Origin of the sequence: Pseudomonas sp. NPDC089534 (assembly GCF_044749305.1) — a bacterium.
In the GTDB taxonomy this organism is placed as follows: domain Bacteria; phylum Pseudomonadota; class Gammaproteobacteria; order Pseudomonadales; family Pseudomonadaceae; genus Aquipseudomonas; species Aquipseudomonas ekonensis.
This window is the reverse complement of sequence record NZ_JBIVHR010000058.1, coordinates 18774-38797: the sequence shown is the minus strand read 5'-3', so window position 1 is coordinate 38797 and position 20024 is coordinate 18774. Positions and strand designations below refer to the sequence as shown.

Below are 20024 nucleotides of genomic sequence, written 5' to 3'. Positions count from 1 at the left end.
AGCCTGCTGGCGATGAGGCCGGCACCGCCGACATCTCTGGTGGCTGATCCACCGCCATCGCCAGCAGGCTGGCTCCCACAGGTATCCCGGGTGTTCGCAGGATCCCTGCACACCGCAATGTCACTGGGTGACGCAGCGGGTCGTGGTGGTGTGCCGGGTCACTTGGCCGTCGGCGTACATGTCGCCGGACACGTCGGTGTTTTCCAGGGTCTGGCAGGTGCGCACCGGCTCTGGCGGCGGCACGGCCGGTGGAGGGGGCGGAGGGCTGGAGCAGCCGCCGAGAAGGGCCATGGCGAAAATCCACGGCAAGGGTTCAAGCACGCGTTTTCCAAGTCTGTTCATAGGTTGGCCCGCGATGAATGGATGAATCAACTCCCGCCACCGCGCGCTCATCCACCCGGTCACGGGAAACCGACCACTCATTCTTTATAGCCCAGCCACCCGCAAGCGCCAGTGAAATGGCCCTTCCCTGCCCGGCAGGCTGTCGATTCCGCGTCATGCCAATCCCGGATCAGAGGGGTTCAAGGAGTTGCACTGCAACTCGTAGCGCAACTCCTCGACCAGCGCCGCCACGGCTTCGGGCGAGCGCAACGCATTGACGCTCAAACCGCTGATGACCAGATCCACCTGTCCGGACGCCGGGTGATAAAGCTTCACCGTCAGCGAATGCTCGCCGTCCACGAAACAGTCGCAGGCCAACGGCGAAAAACTGCGCTCAAGCTGCGCGCACAACTGAGCCAGCGTGATCATCGCGGACCCCGCGCAAGGCTGGCGGCAATGAAAGGCGAATGGCTCATGGGGCGGATCCTTCAGCGGTTCTCAGGGGCGCACACGTTTGGCGCCCCGTCAGCTTAAGAACCGCCCCGGCCAGCAAAAACCCGAATTTGCACCGCCCCCGCTAGTGCATTTGCACCTACCGCTGGCCCCGATTGCCCCATCCGCCGGCAAACAGCCCCCGCTCCCGGGCCCAGACGATCGCCTCGCTGCGGCTGTGCACGTCGAGCTTGGAATAAACCGTCGCCACATGGTTGCGCACCGTGTTCGGCGCCAGCTTCAGCCGCGCGGCGATCTCCTTGTCCGCCAGGCCTTCGCAGATCAGCCCCAGCACATCGCGCTCCCGGGCCGTGAGGTCGGTGAACGCAACGCCCGGCAACTGCGGTGCGTTGATCTTCTTCACATTGGCCAGTTTCTCGATCAGCGTGCGGCTGAACCACGAAGCGTCCTTCATCACCTCCTCGATCGCCGCCACCAGCTCCAGCTCGGTGCGCTTGCGCTCGGTGATGTCCATCAGCACCAACAGGTAGCAAGGCCTGTCCTGGATGTTGACGGTGTCGGCGGACACCACGCACTCCAGCAGGTCGGCGTCCTTCTTGCGCACCTGCACCTCCACCCGGTCGACCCGGCCGGTCTTGTCCAGCGCCGTCATCAGCCGCGCTCGGCTCGCCGGGTCGGCGATGAAGTCCAGTTGCGCGACGGTCTTGCCGACCACCTCTTCGTCGCCATAGGCCAGCGTATCGAGGAACGCCTGATTGACATCGATCACCCGCTGCTCATCGGCGCTGCACACCAGGATCGGCACCGGCGTCAGCCGGAAAGCCTTGGCGAACCGCTCTTCGCTCTCGCGCAGCGCCACCTCGGCCTTGTGCCGCAGCTCCATGTCGACGAAGGAAAACAGCATGCAGTCCTCATCGTTGAGCAGCAGCGGCTGGCCGGCCACGATCACCTGCTTGCTGCCGCCGTCGGGCAGGCGCAGCTCGGCCTGCATCTGCGGGATGGTCGCCACCTCGCGCAGGCGCTGGATCGCCAGGTCCTTGCGTTCGGCCTGTCCGAGAACGTCCAGTTCGTAGGTGGATGCGCCGATCACCTGATCACGGCGGTAGCCGGTCATTTCCAGGAAGCCCGGATTGACCTTGATGTAGCGCAAATCCCCGAGGCGGCAGATCACCGCCGGCGCCGGGTTGGCGTTGAAGGTCTTTTCGAAGCGCTGCTCGGCGTTGGCCCAGTCGGTGACGTCGCTCATGATCAGCACCAGCGATTCGGGCTCGCCGTCACGGTCGGTCAGCACCAGGCTGCGCACGCTGTGCACCCAGGTGCGCTCATCGTCGCCGGCGGGGCTCACCTCCACCAGCACATCGCTGAACGTCTCGCCCGCCGCCGCCCGGCTGAGCGGATACTGTTCAAGGGCCAAGGGATGGTTGTTGCGGTAACGCAGGCTGAACCGCCGGGCATAGTCTTCGGCATCCTTGCCCAGCGCCTCGAAGCAGTCGACGCCATGCATGGCCAGCGCCGCTTCGTTGGCCCAGCGGATGCGCCGGTCGGGCTCCAGCAGGATCACGCCGTCAGACAGGCCCGCAATGATCTGCTGCAACTGGCGGCGGTTGGTGTCGGTGCTCAGGACATCTCGGCTCATCGGCCCTCCACAGGTTCGGGGGTGTGAAGGTTGTGACCGCGCCCGTCCCGGAACGTGCGGGCGAGGTATGCCCCGCTCCCGCCCGTCCGGTCGTTAGCCCCGCAAGGAATTCTCGACTAACGTTAACGACTCAGCGACCCGCAAGCACCTGATCAAGGAGAGACAGATGACGAGCGACAACACCGCCGAACAGGTCTACCGCACCTGGTCCACCCCGATCCTGCTGGAGCTCAAGAAACGCGAGCACCAGATGGCGCCGGCCGAACGCCTGGCGCTGCAGACCGTGATGATCGAACGACGGCTGCTGGACACCGGGAACCCCAACGGCAAGGACCGGCGCAAGCATTCGACGGGCCAGACCGACAAGGTCGAATGACGGTAGGAGCGAGCCTGCCCGCGATGGCGATCCGTCACTCGGTTCACCCTCGCGGGCAGGCTCGCTCCTACAGGTCAGATGACGCTGGAACCTTTCCCGAGCCCCGCCAGTTTGTCGGGGTTGCGCACGATGTAGATCCGGTTCACCCGCCCACCCCCGTCGAAGCCGAACGTCACGGCCGCCGTGACTTCGCCCTGCGCCTTGATCAGCACACCCTTCGCCCCGTTGATCTCCACCGGCAGCCATTCCTGCGCCTGCCAGTAGGCATGCAGCGACTGCCCGACGAAATCCAGCACATCCCGTCTGCCGAACAGGGTCTGGCGAATCGCCGACGCCTTGCCGCCGCTGTCGGCGCACAGTTCGACGTCTTCGCTCAACAGCGCGCTGAGCGAGACGGTCGAGCCGCCGGCGATGGCGGCCTGAAAGGCATCGAGCAGTTGCGACTGGCGTTCGGGCTCCGGCCGGTAGCGGCCCTGCCCGTCGCCGATCCGCGCCTTGGCGCGGGACACCAGTTTGCGGCAGGCCGGCTCCTGGATGCCCAGGGTCGCGGCGACCTGCGCGTAGTCGAAGTCGAAGATGTCGTAGAGCAGGTAGGCCGCACGCTCCTTCGGGCTCAACCGCTCAAGCATCAGCAGAAACGCCGTGGACAGCGACGAGGCCAACTCATGCATGTGCTCGGGGGACGCGTGGTGGGTGGTGTGGATCGGCTCCGGCAGCCAAGTGCCGACGTAGTCGACCCGCGAGCGCTGCGCCGAACGCAGCGCATCGATGCAGTGGCGGGTGCAGGCGGTGGTCAGCCAGGCCGCCGGGGCGGCGATGGAGGCCCGGTCGGCCTCCAGCCATTTGATGAACAGGTCCTGGACCGCATCCTCGGCCTCCGCGCGGGAGCCGAGGATGCGGTAGGCCAGGCCGAGCAGAAACGGCCGTCGTTCCTGAAAGACGGCGACGCTGTCCTCAGCGGGATTCATCGGTCAGTGCCTCGACACCTGCAAACGGTTCCACAGGTTGATCATGCCGATCTCCCCCGTCAAGGCAGCGATCTGCCCGTCGTTGAAATGCTCGCGCAGGGCGCTGCGCAAAGGGGCGTAATCAGTGTGCGGGGCGAGGACGGTCAGCGCCTCGGTCCACGCCAGCGCCGCGCGCTCGGCGGCGCTGAAATCGCTGACGTGGCGCCAGACGATCAGGCGGTCCAGGCGCTCGTTGCTTTCCTGGGCCTCCCGCGCTTCGCGGCTGTGCATCTTCACGCAGAAGCCGCACTGGTTGATCTGCGAGGCACGCAGGTGAACCAGGTGCACCAGCGACGGCGCAAGGTCGTGCGCGCCGAGGCTGACATGCACCTGGGCCAGGCTGTCGAAGACCTGGGGCATGGCGTGTTGCAGGTTGACCGCTTGAGTGTTGGACGACATCGCGTTGCTCCGTGCTTGAGGGATTCAACGGGATGACGATTCAGCCTGGCGGCTTGTGACACGAGACTCGACATTTCGCTGAGAGCCCCAGCCGCAGCAGCTCTTTGCGCAGGATCGACGGTTGCAGAGCGGATTCCCCGGCGTGCCAGTCGAGCGCAACCAGGCGGCTGAGCTTGTCCTGGCTGATCGGCGGATCCGCAAGAAAGCGGCTCTCGCCGTCGCGGATGCCGATGACGTTCAGCAACCAGTCCTCGCCCTGCCCCGTCAGCCAGCCGCTGATCTCTGCGCGATGCCGGGCAACCAGAGCCCCGGCATCCCACACGGTCATTTGCGCGAACAGCGCCGGCAGTCCGCTGTCGGGCTCCATCCGTTTCAGGTCCTTTGCCAACGATGCGCAAAGCTCCCTTTCGATCGCCGCCTGGCACTCCAGGAAATACCGCTCGGGCCAATCCGCCGGCAGACCGGCCTGGCGGGCGAGCACGTCATACGCGCGAACGTCTTGCGCCGTCGTCATTTGGCCGGTGAGGTTCAGGGTATTGTCGAGGATGGCCGTGGCCAGCAACGCCGCACTGGAGGGACGGATCCGGGACAGCAGCCCGCTCGCCTCCCAGCGTTCGAAGACCTGGGTCGCCGCTGCGCCGACGGGATGGATGTCGGCCGCAGGCCCTAACCTGCCGGCCCAATAGGTTTCGTGGCCCGGATGATGGTCGACGACCTCCACCACCCGCTCCAACGCCACCAACGGGTCAACGTGCTGGGGGTCGGAGACATCCACCAGCACGAACGCATCGTCCGCTTGCGGCCGGTAATCGTCCAGGCCAGCCTCCCAGCCAAGCACCGTGGCGCAAACGCTCGCATTGGGCGGTGCGCTGCTCACGGCCCGGGCAGCCACGCCCAGGCCGTTCAAGAGCTCGGCGTAGGCGATGCAGCAGGCATAGGCATCGATGTCCAGATACGCCGAACCTGACGTGACCACCCGCATCAGGCGAGTGCCGCCTGCCGAGGGTTCGCGTAGGCCGCCGGCGGATCCATAAACTGAAAGAACATCGACATCACGCTTCCTGAGCATTCATTTTCCGTTTTGAAACAGCGCATTGGCGTCCTTGAACAGCTTTCAGGCAGGGCAAATTCGCACAGGTTCATGACGCAAGTGTGACAGCGGAGCGGGGCCGACCGGGCCCCGCTGCCTGCGGCGTCGGACTCAGGCCGCCTGCTGCCTCCCGGCCACCGCCGCCGAAGCCGCCAGCATCGCCCGCAGCAGCACCGCGCAGCCCGCCGCCAGGTCGTCCGGCGCGGCGTTCTCGATTTCGTTGTGGCTGATGCCGCCCTCGCACGGCACGAAGATCATGCCGGCCGGCCCCAGTTCGGCGAGGAAGATCGCGTCGTGGCCGGCGCCGCTGACGATGTCCATGTGCGACAGGCCCAGCCCTTTGGCCGCGCCGCGCACCGCCTCGACGCAGCCCTTTTCGAAGTACAGCGGCGGGAAGTCGGCGGTCGGGGTCAGCTCATAGGTCAGGCCGTGCGCCTGGCAAGTGCTTTCGATGACCTGCTTCACCTCGGCGATCATCGAGTCCAGACGGGCCGGCTCCAGGTGCCGGAAGTCCAGGGTCATGCGCACCTCGCCGGGGATCACGTTGCGCGAACCGGGATAGGCCTGCAGGCAGCCGACCGTGCCGCAGGCGTGGGGCTGGTGGCCGAGGGCGGCGCGGTTGACCGCGCCGACGATCACCGAGGCGCCGACCAGGGCGTCCTTGCGCAGGTGCATCGGGGTCGGCCCGGCGTGGGCCTCGACGCCACGCAGCTTGAGGTCGAACCACTTCTGCCCCAGCGCGCCGAGCACCACGCCGATGGTCTTGCGCTCGTCCTCAAGGATCGGCCCCTGCTCGATGTGCGCCTCGAAATAGGCGCCGACCTTGTGGCCGCTGACCTTGCGCGGCCCGGCATAGCCGATGGCGTTGAGCGCCTCGCCGACCGTGATGCCGTCGGCGTCGACCTTGGCCAGGGTTTCGGCCAGGGTGAATTTTTCCGCGAACACCCCGGAGCCCATCATGCACGGGGCGAAGCGCGAGCCTTCTTCGTTGGTCCACACCACCACTTCCAGCGGCGCTTCGGTCTCCACGCCGAGGTCGTTGAGGGTGCGCAGCACCTCGACGCCGGCCAGCACGCCGAAGCAGCCGTCGAACTTGCCGCCGGTGGGCTGGGTGTCGATGTGGCTGCCGGTCATCACCGGCGGCAGATCCGGGTTGCGGCCCGGACGCCGGGCGAAGATGTTGCCGACTTCGTCGACGCTGACGCTGCAGCCGGCGTCCTGGCACCACTGCACGAACAGGTCGCGGGCCTGGCGATCGAGGTCGGTCAGGGCCAGGCGGCAGACGCCGCCCTTGACCGTGGCGCCGAGCTTGGCCAGTTCCATGAGCGACTGCCACAGGCGGTCGCGGTTGATGTGCTGAAGGGTCGATTGCAGGACGTCGACGGCTGCGTTCATGGGGGTCTCCTCAGGCAGTTCTTATGGATGTTTCTGTGGTGTCTGTCGGGCCTTATCGCCAGCAGGCTGGCTCCCACAGGGAATGTGTGTCGACCCGAACCCTGTGGGAGCGGGCTTGCCCGCGAAGGGGCCGGCCGCTACACCGCCGATTTCACGGCCGCCGGCTGCGTGCGCAACACGCACAGCCCGTAATAGATCAACCCGCCCAACGCCGAGCCGGTGAACCAGCCATAGCTGTAGAACCAGTTGAAGGCATCGCTGCCCAGCGACAGCAGGGTCAGCGCCACCGGCACGCCGAAGGCGATGAACCCCGCCACGTTCCAGGCCGGGTACACGTCGTCGCGGTACAGGCCGGCCAGGTCCAGCCGCTGTTTCTTGATCAGGAAGTAGTCCACCACCATGATCCCGGCGATGGGCCCGAGCAGGCTGGAGTAGCCCAGCAGCCAGTTCGAGTACACGGTCTCCAGGCTGACGTCGGACACGATCAGGCCAAGCTTCTTGAGCAGTTCATGGCCCATCAGCAGCAGTCCCACCAGGCCGGTCAGCAGCACCGCCTTGGTACGGTCGATGACCCGCGGCGCGAGGTTCTGGAAATCGTTGGTGGGCGAGACGATGTTGGCGGCGGTGTTGGTCGACAGCGTGGCGATGATGATCAGCGCCATGGCCACCGCCACCCATGCCGGGCTCTGGATATGGCCGATCAGGCTGACCGGGTCGGACACGGTCACCCCTACCAGTTTCACCGAGGCGGCGGTCATCACCACGCCCAGCGCGGCGAACAGGAACATGGTCAGCGGCAGGCCGAAGATCTGCCCCAGGATCTGGTCCTTCTGGCTTTTGGCGTAGCGGCTGAAATCGGGGATGTTCAGCGACAGCGTGGCCCAGAAGCCGACCATCGCCGTCAGGCCCGCCGCGAAGTAACCGACCACGCTCGCGCCCTCGGGGCGCTTCGGCGGAATGGCCAGCAATTCCGTCATCGACACGTTGGGCATCGCCCACACCAACAGCCCCAGCCCCACCGCCACCAGCAGCGGCGCAGACAAGGTCTCCAGCCACTTGATCGATTCGGCGCCGCGGATCACCACCCACAGGTTGAGCGCCCAGAACACCATGAAGCCGATCACCTCTCCCGTGCCGCCGAGGGACTTCCAGCCCTCGAAGACCGAGCCGAGAAACAGGTGGATCGCCAGCCCGCCGAACATCGTCTGGATGCCGAACCAGCCGCACGCCACCAGCGCCCGGATCAGGCACGGCACGTTGGAGCCGAGGATCCCGAACGACGACCGCAGCAGCACCGGGAACGGAATGCCGTACTGGGTGCCGGCGAAGGCGTTGAGGGTCAGGGGAATGAGCACGATGACGTTGGCCAAGAGGATCGCCAGCAGCGCCTCGCCGACCGTCAGCCCGAAATAGGCGGTGAGCACGCCGCCCAGGGTGTAGGTCGGCACGCAGATCGACATGCCGATCCACAGCGCGGTGATGTGCCATTTGTTCCAGGTGCGTTCGTGCACCCGGGTAGGTGCCATGTCGTGGTTGTAACGGGGACTGTCGAGGACGTCGCTGCCGGCTTCGAGTTCGAACAAGCCGTCGCGCTCGGTCACTTGCGATCTGTTCTGTTGCATGGCCGCTCCACTGTTCTTCTGATTATTTTTTTGCTCATCAGGCGGCTGCGCACGAAGGTGCGGGCCGGACGATGGCCGGAGGAATCGACAACGTTCACGCACCGGCCAAGGCGTCAGCGGCGGCATCAAATTGCGTGCCGGGTTCTGCGCATGACGGTTGGGCAGTGCCTTTGCAACGGGTCAAGCCACTGATATCCATCAGTTTAATTTTATGTTTCGCAAGTCCCTGGAAAGTTGTCCGGGCACTCAGGCCGAATGCCGGGCAAGTTGTCCGAACTGTCAGGACTCAACTTGGTGCATCACATTTGTTTTCGTTATGGCGCATCGCTTTCCGCCCGGTTTCAAGCGGCTGATTTCACATAGGAAATCTTGACCATATTTGCATCCTGTCAAGTGCGTCAAAATGGTGAAGCGCCTCACCATTTTGGTGATTTTTGATTTTTATTTTTATAAATCAATAAGTTAATAAACTTATAAGCTTATGAAAAATAATCTTGCCCAATCTCATATCTGCGACTAGCGTCTATTCTTGACAGCCCTGACAAGATTAGACCGATCAGCGCTGGCCAACGACAAAACATCTAGAACCGGCACAAGCCGGTCATGCCTGCGAGGAATCCGGAATGTCTCTGTTGATCCGTGGCGCCACCGTTGTCACCCATGATGAAAGTTACCGCGCCGATGTGTATTGCGCCGATGGCGTGATCAAGGCCATCGGTGAACACCTCGATGTGCCGGCCGGCGCCGAAGTGCTCGACGGCAGCGGGCAATACCTGATGCCCGGCGGCATCGATCCGCACACCCACATGCAACTGCCCTTCATGGGCACCGTGGCCAGCGAGGACTTCTACAGCGGTACGGCGGCGGGGCTGGCCGGCGGCACCACGTCGATCATCGACTTCGTGATTCCCAACCCGCAGCAGTCGCTGCTCGAAGCGTTCCACCAGTGGCGCGGCTGGGCGGAAAAGTCCGCGTCCGACTACGGCTTCCACGTCGCGATCACCTGGTGGAGCGAGCAGGTGCGCGAGGAAATGGCCGAGCTGGTGCACCACCACGGGGTCAACAGCTTCAAGCATTTCATGGCCTACAAGAACGCGATCATGGCCGCCGACGACACCCTGGTGGCGAGCTTCGAACGCTGCCTGGAACTCGGCGCCGTGCCTACCGTGCACGCGGAGAACGGTGAACTGGTCTATCACCTGCAGCGCAAGCTGCTGGCCCAGGGCATCACCGGCCCCGAGGCGCATCCGCTGTCGCGCCCCTCCCAGGTCGAGGGCGAAGCCGCGAGCCGGGCCATCCGCATCGCCGAAACCCTCGGCACGCCGCTGTACCTGGTGCACGTCTCGACCCAGGAAGCGCTGGACGAAATCACCTACGCCCGCGGCAAGGGCCAGCCGGTCTACGGCGAAGTGCTGGCCGGGCACCTGCTGCTGGACGACAGCGTCTACCGCCACCCGGACTGGCAGACCGCCGCCGGCTACGTGATGAGCCCGCCCTTCCGCCCGCGCGGGCATCAGGAGGCGCTGTGGCACGGCCTGCAATCGGGCAACCTGCACACCACCGCCACCGACCACTGCTGCTTCTGCGCCGAGCAGAAAGCCGCCGGGCGCGACGACTTCAGCAAGATCCCCAACGGCACCGCCGGCATCGAAGACCGCATGGCGGTGCTGTGGGACGAAGGGGTGAACACCGGGCGCCTGTCGATGCAGGCCTTCGTCGCCCTCACCTCCACCCACACCGCCAAGATCTTCAACCTCTACCCGCGCAAGGGCGCGGTCCGGGTCGGCGCCGATGCCGACCTGGTGCTGTGGGACCCCGAAGGCACCCGCACCATCTCCGCCAAGACCCACCATCAGCAGGTGGACTTCAACATCTTCGAAGGCAAGACCGTGCGCGGCGTGCCCAGCCACACCATCAGCCAGGGCCGGGTGGTCTGGGCCGACGGCGACCTGCGCGCCGAGCGCGGGGCCGGGCGCTACATCGAGCGGCCGGCGTACCCGGCGGTGTTCGACCTGCTGAGCAAGCGGGCCGAGCAGCACAAACCCACTGCCGTGAAACGCTGAACTTACCTGTGGCGAGGGAGCTTGCTCCCGCTGGGTGGCGCAGCCGCCCCTGGCATTGGGCCTGCTGAGCAGGCCAGCGGGAGCAAGCTCCCTCGCCACAGGTCGCAAACCACTGCCCGACAGAGGCAGAAAACCTCAAATAACCATGAGGCACACAACCGTGATCGAGTCCCTGAACCACCTCCCGCACCCGCACGAAAGCGCGACCGCCCTCGCCGGCCATTTCACCGACCTGGCGCCGCCGCTCAACGACCGCCAGGCGCACCTGGAAGCCTCGCGCTGCCTGTACTGCTACGACGCACCGTGCGTCAACGCGTGCCCGAGCGAAATCGACATCCCCTCGTTCATCCGCAACATCCACCAGGACAACGTGCCCGGCGCCGCGCAGAAGATCCTGTCGGCCAACATCCTCGGCGGCAGCTGCGCGCGGGTGTGCCCGACCGAAATCCTCTGCCAGCAAGCCTGCGTGCGCAACAACGCCCACGAGTGCGCGCCGGTGCTGATCGGCCTGCTGCAGCGCTACGCCGTGGACAATGCGCACTTCACCGAACACCCGTTCCGGCGGGCGGCCGGCACCGGCAAGCGCATCGCCGTGGTCGGCGCCGGTCCGGCCGGGTTGTCCTGCGCCCACCGCAGCGCCATGCACGGCCATGACGTGGTGATTTTCGAGGCCCGGGAAAAGGCCGGCGGACTCAACGAATACGGGATCGCCAAGTACAAGCTGGTGGACGACTACGCGCAGAAGGAACTGGACTTCCTGCTGCAGATCGGCGGCATCGAAATCCGCCACGGCCAGCGGCTCGGCGACAACCTCACCCTCAGCGAACTGCACCAGCAGTTCGACGCGGTGTTCCTCGGCCTCGGCCTCAACGCCAGCAAGCAGCTCGGCCTGCCCCACGAGGACGCCCCCGGCCTGCTCGCCGCCACCGACTACATCCGCGAACTGCGCCAGGCCGACGACCTCACCCGACTGCCGCTGGCCGAACGCTGCATCGTGCTGGGCGCCGGCAACACCGCCATCGACATGGCCGTGCAGATGGCCCGCCTCGGCGCCCGCGACGTCAACCTGGTGTACCGGCGCGGCGCGGCGGACATGGGCGCCACCGGCCACGAGCAGGACATCGCCAAGGCCAACCAGGTGCGGCTGCTGACCTGGGCCCAACCGGAGGAAGTGCTGCTGGACGAGCAAGGCCACGTGCGCGGCATGCGTTTCGCCCGCACCCATCTGGTGGAGGGCCGTTTGCAGACCACCGGCGAAACCTTCGAACTGGCCGCCGACGCGATCTTCAAGGCCATCGGCCAGGCGTTCGACGGCGCCGCCCTCGCCGACCCGCTGGCCCGCGAACTCAAGCGCCAGGGCGAGCGGATCCAGGTGGACGAGCACCTGCAGACCAGCATCCCCGGCGTCTACGCCGGCGGCGACTGCACCAGCCTCGACCAGGACCTGACCGTGCAGGCGGTGCAGCACGGCAAACGGGCCGCCGAGGCCATCAACGCCCAACTGACGCTCAACGTGGAGGCTGCGTAAATGGCCGATCTCTCGATTGTCTTCGCCGGCATCAAAGCCCCCAATCCGTTCTGGCTCGCCTCCGCGCCGCCGACCGACAAGGCCTACAACGTGGTGCGCGCCTTCGAGGCCGGCTGGGGTGGCGTGGTCTGGAAAACCCTGGGCGAGGACCCGGCGGCGGTCAACGTGTCCTCGCGCTACTCGGCCCACTACGGCGCCAACCGCGAGGTGCTGGGCATCAACAACATCGAGCTGATCACCGACCGCTCGCTGGAGATCAACCTGCGGGAAATCACCCAGGTGAAGAAGGACTGGCCGGACCGGGCGCTGATCGTTTCGCTGATGGTGCCGTGCGTGGAGGAGTCGTGGAAACGCATCCTGCCGCTGGTGGAGGCCACCGGCGCCGACGGCATCGAACTGAACTTCGGCTGCCCCCACGGCATGCCGGAACGCGGCATGGGCGCGGCGGTCGGCCAGGTGCCGGAGTACGTCGAGCAGGTGACGCGCTGGTGCAAGACCTACTGCTCGCTGCCGGTGATCGTCAAGCTGACGCCCAACATCACCGACATCCGCGTCGCCGCCCGCGCCGCGCACCGGGGCGGCGCCGATGCGGTGTCGCTGATCAACACCATCAACTCCATCACCAGCGTCGACCTGGAACACATGGTCGCCCTCCCCACCGTCGGCAGCAAAAGCACCCACGGCGGTTACTGCGGCTCGGCGGTCAAGCCGATCGCGCTGAACATGGTGGCGGAAATCGCCCGCGACCCGCAGACCCAAGGACTGCCGATCTGCGGCATCGGCGGCATCGGCAGTTGGCGCGATGCGGCGGAGTTCATCGCCCTGGGCAGCGGCGCGGTGCAGGTGTGCACGGCGGCGATGCTGCATGGGTTCCGGATCGTCGAGGAGATGAAGGATGGGCTGTCACGCTGGATGGACAGTCAGAGCTACGCCAGCCTCACCGATTTCTCCGGGCGCGCGGTGGGCAACACCACCGACTGGAAGTACCTGGACATCAACTACCAGGTGATCGCGAAGATCGACCAGGAGGCGTGCATCGGTTGCGGGCGCTGCCACATCGCCTGCGAGGACACCTCGCACCAGGCCATCGCCAGCCTGCGCCAGGCGGACGGCACCCACACCTATGAAGTGATCGATGAGGAATGCGTGGGCTGCAACCTGTGCCAGATCACCTGCCCGGTGCAGGACTGCATCGAGATGGTGCCGGTGGACTCGGGCAAGCCGTTCCTGGACTGGAACCATGATCCGCGCAATCCGTACCATGTCAGCCCTTGAGGGCGGCGGCGCCTGACCCGGCGCCTCAAGGCTCAAGGCTCAAGGCTCCAGCCCGATCCCCCGCAGGATCACCCCGGTCACCGTCTGCACCGCCCGCTCGAACTGCATGTCCGACAGCGGCTGGTGCTCGTTGAGAATGTTCACCTGATGGTCGAAGTCGGCGTAGTGCTGGGTCGAGGCCCAGATCATGTACAGCAGGCTCGACGGCTCCACCGGGAGGATGCGCTTGTCCTCCACCCATTGGCGGATCTTCGCTTCCTTCATCTTCGCCCAATCGTACAGGCTGGCATCCAGCGCCTCGCCCAGGGTCGGCGCACCGTGGATGATCTCGTTGGCCCACACCTTGGAGCCGTAGGGGCGGCTGCGCGAGTGGTTCATCTTGGCGCGGATGTAGCTGCTGAGCACCACGCGCGGGTCGTCGAACATCTCGAAGCACAGCGCGTCCTGCTTCCACACGTCCAGCAGGTCCAGCAGCACCGCGCTGTACAGCTCGCCCTTGGTGCTGAAGTAGTAATGCAGGTTGGAGCGCGGCAGTTGCACTTCGGCGGCGATGTCGGCCATGGCCGTGCCGCCGAAGCCTTTTTCGGCGAACACCTTTTCCGCCGCCAACAGGATCTTCTCGACGTTACTGCGGCGGATTCCGATCTTGTGATTGCCCATGAGGGCTCCCTGTCGACAACGTTGTTGAAGACTAGCATCCGCTCTGGGCAGCGGGCGACAGCCAGGCACGATTCTTCACACACAGGCCGGTTCATCTGGTTTAGGATCGCCCCCCTTCTCCCCGTCATCCGCTGAAGGATCCTGCCCGTGAACATTCGCCAGCGCATCGCTGCGGACGATCCCGCCCTCGCCGCCCTGTGGGAACGCTCGGTGCGCGCCACCCACGCCTTCCTGCCCGAAGACGACATCCGGCGGCTGTTCCCGCTGGTGCGCGACACCTACCTGCCGGCCCTCGACGTGTGGGTGTTCGAGAACCCCGACCGCAGCCCGGCCGGCTTCATCGCGACCGACGCGGACACCGTGCAGATGCTGTTCATCGACCCGGCGCAGCGCGGCCAGGGCATCGGCCGGCGCCTGCTCGACCATGTCCGGCGCCCGCGGCTCAAGGTCGACGTCAACGAACAGAATCCCCAGGCCCACGGCTTCTACCGGCACTACGGTTTCGAAGACATCGGCCGCTCGGAGACCGACGGCGAAGGCCGGCCGTTTCCGGTCGTTCACATGCGCCTGAAGGCCGACTGAGGCGCACTCTATACTCAGCCCCGCGACTTCACTGAAAAGGAACTGCCCCATGTCGATGAAAACCCTGCTGACCGCCGGCGCCCTGCTGGCGTCGCTGACCGTCTCCCAGGCGTTCGCCCACGCCCACCTCAAATCCCAGGTGCCGGCCGCCGACAGCACCGTCGCCGCACCGGCCGAACTGCGCCTTGAGTTTTCCGAAGGCGTCGAGGCCGCGTTCACCAAGGTCACGGTCACCCGCGACGGCGCGCCAGTGGCGGTCAAGCCGCTGACCACCGAAGGCGACAAGAAGACCTTGATCGTCACCCCACAGGCGCCGCTGACCGCCGGCGAGTACAAGGTCGAATGGCACGCGGTGTCGGTCGACACGCACAAGAGCGAAGGCGCCTATCGGTTCAAGGTCGGCCAATAGTCCATGGCCGAAGCGTTGGTGCTGTGCCGGTTCCTGCATTTCACCGTGGTGCTGACGCTGTTCGGGGCCTGGCTGTTCCGGCCGCTGCTGCTCAAGGCTGATGCGGCAGACGCAGGCCTTCGCTCCGGTCGATGGTTGGCGGGCCTGGCCCTGGTCAGCGGCGTCGTCTGGGCGTTGCTGGTCACCGCGAGCATGGCCGGTTCGCTGGCGGCGGCGTTCGATCCGCAGACGTTGGCGCTGGTGTCGGGCCAGACGTTCTTCGGCCAGGTCTGGCGCTGGCACCTGTTGCTCAACGCCATGCTGCTGGGGCTGCTGTTCACGCCCTGGCGCACGCGCCGGTCGTTGCGCCTGGGCCTCGCCGCCCTGCTGCTGGCGACGCTGGCGCCGGTCGGCCACGGCGCCATGTTCGACGGCCTGCACGGGCAACTGCTGATCCTCAACCAAATCGTTCACCTGACCTGCGTCGGCGCCTGGCTCGGTGGACTGCGGGTGCTGGTGATCGTCCTGCGCCGGCCGGAAACGGCCATCGCGCCGGTGCTGCGGCGTTTCAGCGGCATCGGCTACGGACTGGTGGCGGGGTTGCTGGTCACCGGCCTGATCAACGTGCGGGCGCTGACCGGCCAATGGTGGCCGACGCCGCTGTTCACGGGCTTCGCCCTGATCCTGCTGATCAAGGCGCTGCTGGTGCTCGGCATGCTCGGGCTGGCGCTGTTCAACCGCCTGCGGATCAACGACTGCGAACGGCGCACCGATGCCCTCAGGCGCAGCGTGACGCTGGAATGGCTGCTGGGGATCGGCGCGGTGGCGGCGGTGTCACTGCTCGGCACCCTGCCGCCGATGATCGCCGCCTGAAGCCTCTGTGGGAGCGAGCCTGCTCGCGATAGCGGTGTGCCTGCCGGAACTGATCCAGCTGACAGATCGCAATCGCGAGCAGGCTCGCTCCCACAGGGTAATGTGGCCCACAGAACTTGCTCGGAATCAGTGCGGCTGAGTATCCCCCGCCGCCGTGTCGATGCTCACCACCACCGACATCCCCGGCCGCAGCCGTTCGTTTTCCTGCTGGTCGGGGTCGATGGTGATGCGCACCGGTACCCGCTGGGCGATCTTCACGAAGTTGCCGGTGGCGTTGTCGGCCTGCAGCAGGGCGAACTCGGAGCCGGTGCCCGGCGACACATGCTGCACCCGGCCGGTGAACTTGCGGTGGTTCAGCGCATCGACGGTGAAGGTCGCCGGCTGGCCGACCCGCACGTTGTCCATCTGGGTTTCCTTGAGGTTGGCGATCACCCATTTCTGGTTCGGCACCAGCGCCATCAGTTGCGCGCCGGAGTTGACGTAGGCGCCGAGGCGCACGCCGATCTGCCCCAACTGGCCGTCACGGGGGGCGGTGATGCGGGTGTTGGACAAATCGATCTGCGCCAGTTGCACCGCCGCCTCGGCGCTGGCCACCGCCGCTTCCAGGGAGCCGCGGTTGACGATCACCGTCTGCAGGTCCTGCCGGGCGATCTCAAGGTTGGCCTTGGCCTGGGCCACCGACGCGGTGGTCTGGGCACTGGCGGCGAGGGTCACGTCCAACTCGCGCCGGGACACCGAACCGTCGCTCACCAGCGCCTTGTTGCGCGCCAGGTCCGCCCCGCTCTTGCGCGCCTGGGCCTCGCTGTCGGCCAGCGCCGCCTGGCGCAGCTTGATGGTCGCCTCGGCGCTGTTGCGCTGCTGCACCACGTTGGCCAGCGCGGCCTTCTGCACCGCCAGCTGCGCCAGCGACTGGTCCAGCCGCTGCTTGTAGATGCGGTCGTCCAGGCGCACCAGCAGGTCGCCTTCCTTGACGAACTGGAAGTCCTGCACCGGCACTTCGTACACGTAGCCGCTGAGCTGCGGGCCGATGATCGTCACCTGCCCGCGCACCAGGGCGTTCTCGGTGGTTTCGACGGCGCTGCTGAACGGCGGCAACTGCCAGGCGTACAGCACGATCAGCACGCCGACCAGGGCGATGGCGGCGAACCCCAGCGACGAGATGATCCGCACCCGCAGGGAGCGCGGTTCGGTGTTGGGCGACGACGGCGGCGCCACACCCTCGGGCGTGGCGGCAATGGCGTTGGTGGTGACGGTCGGTTCGGTCATGAAGAAGAGGCACCGCTGGAGGGGACGGAAGGCTTGGGAGTGACCGCGCGGGTGGTGCTGACCAGCCACAGCGCGCGGACGGAAATCCAGATCAGGGTCAGCACCGCGATCACGGCGATCAGCATGAACACATCGTTGTAGGCCAGGATGTTGGCTTCGCGGGTGGCGGCGTTGGCCAGGCTGCGGATGCCCTGAAGGTTGCGCAGGCCCGGGTCGGCGATCAGCGAACCCACCGCCGACCCGCCGCCCTGCACCCGGGCGGCCACCTGGGGATTGGCCAGCACCAGTTGGTCGACGATGTGGCTGGAGTGGAACTTCTCGCGCGCGATCTGGAACGTGCCCAGCAACGCCGCGCCGATCAGGCCGCCGAGGTTGTTGCAGATCCCGAACAGCACCGAGAAGCTCACCAGGTTGCGCGGGTTGGTCAGCACGTTGCGGGTGCCGAGCACCATGGTCGGCCCGAGGAAAAAGGTGCTGCCGAACGCCAGCAGGAACTGGCTGAAGTAGAGGTTCTGCGGGCGGGTCAGGTTGTTCGAGTAGCTGTCCATCACCGAGCCCGTGGCCATCAGCGCCAGGGAGATGATCAACGGCAGGAGCAAGTGCGCAGGATTGATGGTCAGCGCGCTGGTGAGCAGCCCGGCGATGCTGCCGATCAGCATCACCACGTACAGGCTGTGCAACTGCTGGCTGCCCATGTTCAGGTTCTGCATGAACCCCACGGCGCCGGTGGACTGCTCCGAGGTGACCATGCGGATCAGGATCACCGCCAGGGCCAGGCGGATCATCACCCCGCTGCCGAGCCAGCGGGTCATCAGCATCGGGTTGCTGCGGTTGTGCTCGATGGCCAGGCCCGCCAGGATCAGCACGATGGCTGCCGCCAGGGCGATGCCGATCCAGCGCGCCTCCAGCCACCAGTCGATCCGCCCCAGCGACAGCACCGCGCAGAGCAGCGCCACGCCGCTGGCGAGGATGGCGAAGGTGAGGAAGTCCAGCGGTTCGAAGGTGCGGAAGCGGTCGCCCGGCGGCAGCTTGAGCATCAGCACGCAGCCCAGCGACAGCAGCGCCATGCCCATTTCGAACAGGTACAGGCCGCGCCATTCGGCGATCTGCAGGAGGTCTTCGGAAAACAGCCGCGCCAGCGGCAAGGCCAGTTGCGAGGCGCCCAACCCCAGCACCAGCGCCTTCATCCGCCACTTGGCCGGGAACGCCTGCACCATGTAATACAGGCCCAGGGAACTGAGCGCCGCGCCGACCATGCCGTGGGCGGCGCGCACCGCAATCGCGGAACTCAGGTCGTTGACGAACAGGTGGCCGAAGGTCACCAGCGCGTACAGCACCAGGAACACCTCGGTGAACGCCCGCAGGCCGAACTGCTGGCGGAACTTCACCAGCAGCAGGTTCATCGACACGTTGGTCATCACGTACGCCGCCGGCAGCCAGGCCATCTCCGCCGTGGTCGCGCCGAGCGCGCCTTGCAGGTAAGGCAGGTTGGCGACCACCAGCGAATTGCCCAGCCCGCCGGTCAACGCCACCAGCAGTCCCACCAGCGCATAGGCCAGGCGCTTGGGGTTGGAGTGCAGCGGCGTCGAGGGGGAACCCGGCAGGCTGGGCTTCTCGTGGGGCTGCCAGGTGCGCGGGGCGTAGTGATCCATTGAAAGGCCTTGTGCCGGAAAGTTGAACAAGTGTGACGCAAATCCGCTGCCAAACCCATATCCGGCGTGGTGCAGCTAAAGCGGTGGAAGCAATTGTCTTGGTTCAGCGGCGCCGTCACTGACGTCATCGCCAGCAGGCTGGCTCCCACAGGGAATGGCGGTGTTTGCGGAGTTTGTGCTCACCGCAAAAAACTGTGGGAGCCAGCCTGCTGGCGATAGCGTCGGACCAGACACCGCAGGGCTTGAGGCAGACCACTGCCCCGCCCGATTCGTAAAAATTGTTTAAAGGTCATCTCGCCCGCAACGGATTTTTCCCGCCGCCCGCCGATGCCAACCTTGCCGCACTTCTCAACCTGCAAGGTGTTCGCTATGACCACGTCCAGCCGTCGACGCTCCCTGCGTCCGTTAAAAAGCCTTTTGGCCGCCGCCCTGTTGCTGCCCGCCCTCGCCTTCGCCCAGGAACGCCCCTGGCCGGACGGCTCGCAGCTGGTGATTTCGGTGTCGATGCAATTCGAGACCGGCGGCCAGCCGGAAGGCGCCGAAAGCCCGTTCTCCGGCAGCCCGCTGCCCAAGGGCTACCCCGACCTGCCGGCGCAGACCTGGTTCGACTACGGCTACAAGGAAGGCCTGTGGCGGATGCTCGACCTGTGGGACCGCACCGGCATCAAGGTCACCTCCCACGTGGTCGGCGAAGCGGCGATCAAACACCCGGAACTGGCCAAGGCCATCGCCGAGCGCGGCCATGAAGTGGCGGCCCACGGCATGCGCTGGGCCGATTCGTACAACATGAACTACGCCCAGGAAAAGCAATTCATCGGTGACGGCGTGGCCGCCGTGGAGAAAATCACCGGCCAGCGTTCGGTGGGCTACAACGCCAACTGGCTGCGGCGCAGCCCCAACACGCTGAAGGTGCTGCAGGACCTGAACTTCACCTACCACATCGACGACGTCAGCCGCGACGAGCCCTTCGTGACCATGGTGCGCGGCCGCAAGTTCGCCGTGGTGCCGTACACCCTGCGCAACAACGACATCGTGCTGGTCGAGGGCCGGCACTTCTCCGCCGAGCAGTTCTACCAGCAGCTGGTGCTGGAGTTCGATCGCCTCTACGCCGAGGGCGCGAACAAACGGCGGATGATGTCGGTGAGCCTGCACGACCGCATCGGCGGTACGCCGGCGATGGTCGAGGCCATGGAGCGCTTCATCCGCTACGCCCAGTCCCATCCGAAGGTGAGCTTCATGCGCAAGGACCGGATCGCGCAGATCGTGCTGACCGAGAAGGATCCGCTGATCGACGAGAGCGAGGCGGCGTACAACCGCTGAGGCCTGCGGCCATCAACCCCTGTGAAGGGGGCCACGTGGAAAGTGAGTCCTGTGGAAAGGCAGTCCTGTGGAAAGGCAGTCCTGTGGAAAGGCAGTCCTGTGGAAAGGCAGTCCTGTG

General features: G+C 66.0%; 19 protein-coding genes. 8 read left to right on the top strand and 11 right to left on the bottom strand.

Features of this window, described 5'->3' with window-relative positions; genetic code table 11:
• Positions 1-120: 120 nt before the first annotated feature.
• The 3 genes from ACIP0B_RS18215 to ACIP0B_RS18205 all read right to left on the bottom strand — a co-directional run bounded on the left by ACIP0B_RS18215 (position 121) and on the right by ACIP0B_RS18205 (position 2410).
• Positions 121-291, bottom strand: coding sequence for a hypothetical protein (locus tag ACIP0B_RS18215; protein WP_400834562.1), 171 nt, complete (start codon positions 289-291; stop codon positions 121-123).
• Between the two features lie 204 nt (positions 292-495).
• Positions 496-750 (bottom strand): DUF1652 domain-containing protein, encoded by a 255-nt coding sequence (locus tag ACIP0B_RS18210; protein WP_400834559.1) that lies wholly within the window; start codon positions 748-750, stop codon positions 496-498.
• Between the two features lie 163 nt (positions 751-913).
• Positions 914-2410 (bottom strand): helix-turn-helix transcriptional regulator, encoded by a 1497-nt coding sequence (locus ACIP0B_RS18205; protein ID WP_400834556.1) that lies wholly within the window; start codon positions 2408-2410, stop codon positions 914-916.
• Positions 2411-2576: 166 nt separating this feature from the next.
• Here ACIP0B_RS18205 and ACIP0B_RS18200 point away from each other — a divergent pair, with 166 nt between their 5' ends.
• Entirely contained in the window at positions 2577-2786 is a 210-nt protein-coding gene (locus ACIP0B_RS18200) for a hypothetical protein (RefSeq protein WP_400834553.1), read from the top strand.
• A gap of 74 nt (positions 2787-2860) precedes the next feature.
• Here the strand turns inward: ACIP0B_RS18200 and sigJ are convergent, their stop codons facing one another.
• From sigJ to ACIP0B_RS18175, 5 genes are all read right to left on the bottom strand, one after another.
• Positions 2861-3754 (bottom strand): RNA polymerase sigma factor SigJ, encoded by an 894-nt coding sequence (sigJ, locus tag ACIP0B_RS18195; RefSeq protein WP_400834550.1) that lies wholly within the window; start codon positions 3752-3754, stop codon positions 2861-2863.
• A gap of 3 nt (positions 3755-3757) precedes the next feature.
• Positions 3758-4192, bottom strand: a complete 435-nt coding sequence (locus tag ACIP0B_RS18190; RefSeq protein WP_400834547.1) for a carboxymuconolactone decarboxylase family protein — start codon at positions 4190-4192, stop codon at positions 3758-3760.
• Between the two features lie 40 nt (positions 4193-4232).
• Complete coding sequence (locus ACIP0B_RS18185) at positions 4233-5174, bottom strand: DHH family protein (protein WP_400834565.1); 942 nt, start codon at positions 5172-5174, stop codon at positions 4233-4235.
• Between the two features lie 219 nt (positions 5175-5393).
• A complete protein-coding gene (locus ACIP0B_RS18180) occupies positions 5394-6677 on the bottom strand; it encodes a Zn-dependent hydrolase (RefSeq protein ID WP_400834544.1) in 1284 nt (427 codons plus the stop codon).
• Between the two features lie 137 nt (positions 6678-6814).
• Positions 6815-8299 (bottom strand): NCS1 family nucleobase:cation symporter-1, encoded by a 1485-nt coding sequence (locus tag ACIP0B_RS18175; RefSeq protein ID WP_400834542.1) that lies wholly within the window; start codon positions 8297-8299, stop codon positions 6815-6817.
• 623 nt (positions 8300-8922) lie between these two features.
• Here ACIP0B_RS18175 and hydA point away from each other — a divergent pair.
• The 3 genes from hydA to preA all read left to right on the top strand — a co-directional run bounded on the left by hydA (position 8923) and on the right by preA (position 13165).
• Positions 8923-10362 carry a dihydropyrimidinase gene (hydA, locus tag ACIP0B_RS18170; RefSeq protein WP_400834539.1) on the top strand — a complete coding sequence of 480 codons (1440 nt, stop codon included), beginning with the start codon at positions 8923-8925 and terminating at the stop codon, positions 10360-10362.
• Between the two features lie 160 nt (positions 10363-10522).
• Positions 10523-11890, top strand: a complete 1368-nt coding sequence (locus ACIP0B_RS18165) for an NAD(P)-dependent oxidoreductase (RefSeq protein ID WP_400834536.1) — start codon at positions 10523-10525, stop codon at positions 11888-11890.
• Entirely contained in the window at positions 11891-13165 is a 1275-nt protein-coding gene (gene preA, locus ACIP0B_RS18160) for an NAD-dependent dihydropyrimidine dehydrogenase subunit PreA (RefSeq protein ID WP_400834533.1), read from the top strand.
• A 39-nt stretch (positions 13166-13204) separates the two neighbouring features.
• Here the strand turns inward: preA and ACIP0B_RS18155 are convergent, their stop codons facing one another.
• Positions 13205-13825 carry a TetR/AcrR family transcriptional regulator gene (locus ACIP0B_RS18155; protein WP_085583427.1) on the bottom strand — a complete coding sequence of 207 codons (621 nt, stop codon included), beginning with the start codon at positions 13823-13825 and terminating at the stop codon, positions 13205-13207.
• 147 nt (positions 13826-13972) lie between these two features.
• Between ACIP0B_RS18155 and ACIP0B_RS18150 the strand changes: the two genes are divergently transcribed.
• The 3 genes from ACIP0B_RS18150 to copD are packed head-to-tail and all read left to right on the top strand — an operon-like array spanning position 13973 to position 15668.
• A complete protein-coding gene (locus ACIP0B_RS18150; protein ID WP_400834529.1) occupies positions 13973-14407 on the top strand; it encodes a GNAT family N-acetyltransferase in 435 nt (144 codons plus the stop codon).
• Positions 14408-14456: 49 nt separating this feature from the next.
• On the top strand, positions 14457-14816 hold the full coding sequence (gene copC, locus ACIP0B_RS18145) for a copper homeostasis periplasmic binding protein CopC (RefSeq protein WP_400834526.1): 360 nt from the start codon (positions 14457-14459) through the stop codon (positions 14814-14816).
• A 3-nt stretch (positions 14817-14819) separates the two neighbouring features.
• Positions 14820-15668, top strand: a complete 849-nt coding sequence (gene copD / locus ACIP0B_RS18140) for a copper homeostasis membrane protein CopD (RefSeq protein WP_400834523.1) — start codon at positions 14820-14822, stop codon at positions 15666-15668.
• Positions 15669-15794: 126 nt separating this feature from the next.
• Here copD and ACIP0B_RS18135 read toward each other — a convergent pair whose 3' ends face one another.
• Together ACIP0B_RS18135 and ACIP0B_RS18130 are read right to left on the bottom strand one after the other, a co-directional pair.
• Positions 15795-16934 carry an HlyD family secretion protein gene (locus tag ACIP0B_RS18135; RefSeq protein WP_400834520.1) on the bottom strand — a complete coding sequence of 380 codons (1140 nt, stop codon included), beginning with the start codon at positions 16932-16934 and terminating at the stop codon, positions 15795-15797.
• Complete coding sequence (locus tag ACIP0B_RS18130; RefSeq protein WP_400834517.1) at positions 16931-18586, bottom strand: MFS transporter; 1656 nt, start codon at positions 18584-18586, stop codon at positions 16931-16933. Before ACIP0B_RS18130 ends, ACIP0B_RS18135 begins: the two co-directional genes overlap by 4 nt.
• A gap of 369 nt (positions 18587-18955) precedes the next feature.
• Here ACIP0B_RS18130 and ACIP0B_RS18125 point away from each other — a divergent pair, with 369 nt between their 5' ends.
• Positions 18956-19906, top strand: coding sequence for a polysaccharide deacetylase family protein (locus tag ACIP0B_RS18125; protein ID WP_400834514.1), 951 nt, complete (start codon positions 18956-18958; stop codon positions 19904-19906).
• Positions 19907-20024: the final 118 nt, after the last annotated feature.

What these genes read in the sequence shown, in the direction of transcription:
- ACIP0B_RS18180 (WP_400834544.1), bottom strand. Translation starts at nt 6,677, where the DNA reads ATGAACGCAGCCGTCGACGTCCTGCAATCGACCCTTCAGCACATCAAC.
- ACIP0B_RS18200 (WP_400834553.1), top strand. Translation starts at nt 2,577, where the DNA reads ATGACGAGCGACAACACCGCCGAACAGGTCTACCGCACCTGGTCCACC.
- ACIP0B_RS18215 (WP_400834562.1), bottom strand. Translation starts at nt 291, where the DNA reads ATGGCCCTTCTCGGCGGCTGCTCCAGCCCTCCGCCCCCTCCACCGGCC.
- hydA (WP_400834539.1), top strand. Translation starts at nt 8,923, where the DNA reads ATGTCTCTGTTGATCCGTGGCGCCACCGTTGTCACCCATGATGAAAGT.
- copD (WP_400834523.1), top strand. Translation starts at nt 14,820, where the DNA reads ATGGCCGAAGCGTTGGTGCTGTGCCGGTTCCTGCATTTCACCGTGGTG.
- ACIP0B_RS18125 (WP_400834514.1), top strand. Translation starts at nt 18,956, where the DNA reads ATGACCACGTCCAGCCGTCGACGCTCCCTGCGTCCGTTAAAAAGCCTT.
- ACIP0B_RS18185 (WP_400834565.1), bottom strand. Translation starts at nt 5,174, where the DNA reads ATGCGGGTGGTCACGTCAGGTTCGGCGTATCTGGACATCGATGCCTAT.
- ACIP0B_RS18190 (WP_400834547.1), bottom strand. Translation starts at nt 4,192, where the DNA reads ATGTCGTCCAACACTCAAGCGGTCAACCTGCAACACGCCATGCCCCAG.
- sigJ (WP_400834550.1), bottom strand. Translation starts at nt 3,754, where the DNA reads ATGAATCCCGCTGAGGACAGCGTCGCCGTCTTTCAGGAACGACGGCCG.
- ACIP0B_RS18135 (WP_400834520.1), bottom strand. Translation starts at nt 16,934, where the DNA reads ATGACCGAACCGACCGTCACCACCAACGCCATTGCCGCCACGCCCGAG.
- ACIP0B_RS18210 (WP_400834559.1), bottom strand. Translation starts at nt 750, where the DNA reads ATGATCACGCTGGCTCAGTTGTGCGCGCAGCTTGAGCGCAGTTTTTCG.
- ACIP0B_RS18205 (WP_400834556.1), bottom strand. Translation starts at nt 2,410, where the DNA reads ATGAGCCGAGATGTCCTGAGCACCGACACCAACCGCCGCCAGTTGCAG.
- ACIP0B_RS18155 (WP_085583427.1), bottom strand. Translation starts at nt 13,825, where the DNA reads ATGGGCAATCACAAGATCGGAATCCGCCGCAGTAACGTCGAGAAGATC.
- copC (WP_400834526.1), top strand. Translation starts at nt 14,457, where the DNA reads ATGTCGATGAAAACCCTGCTGACCGCCGGCGCCCTGCTGGCGTCGCTG.
- preA (WP_400834533.1), top strand. Translation starts at nt 11,891, where the DNA reads ATGGCCGATCTCTCGATTGTCTTCGCCGGCATCAAAGCCCCCAATCCG.
- ACIP0B_RS18130 (WP_400834517.1), bottom strand. Translation starts at nt 18,586, where the DNA reads ATGGATCACTACGCCCCGCGCACCTGGCAGCCCCACGAGAAGCCCAGC.
- ACIP0B_RS18175 (WP_400834542.1), bottom strand. Translation starts at nt 8,299, where the DNA reads ATGCAACAGAACAGATCGCAAGTGACCGAGCGCGACGGCTTGTTCGAA.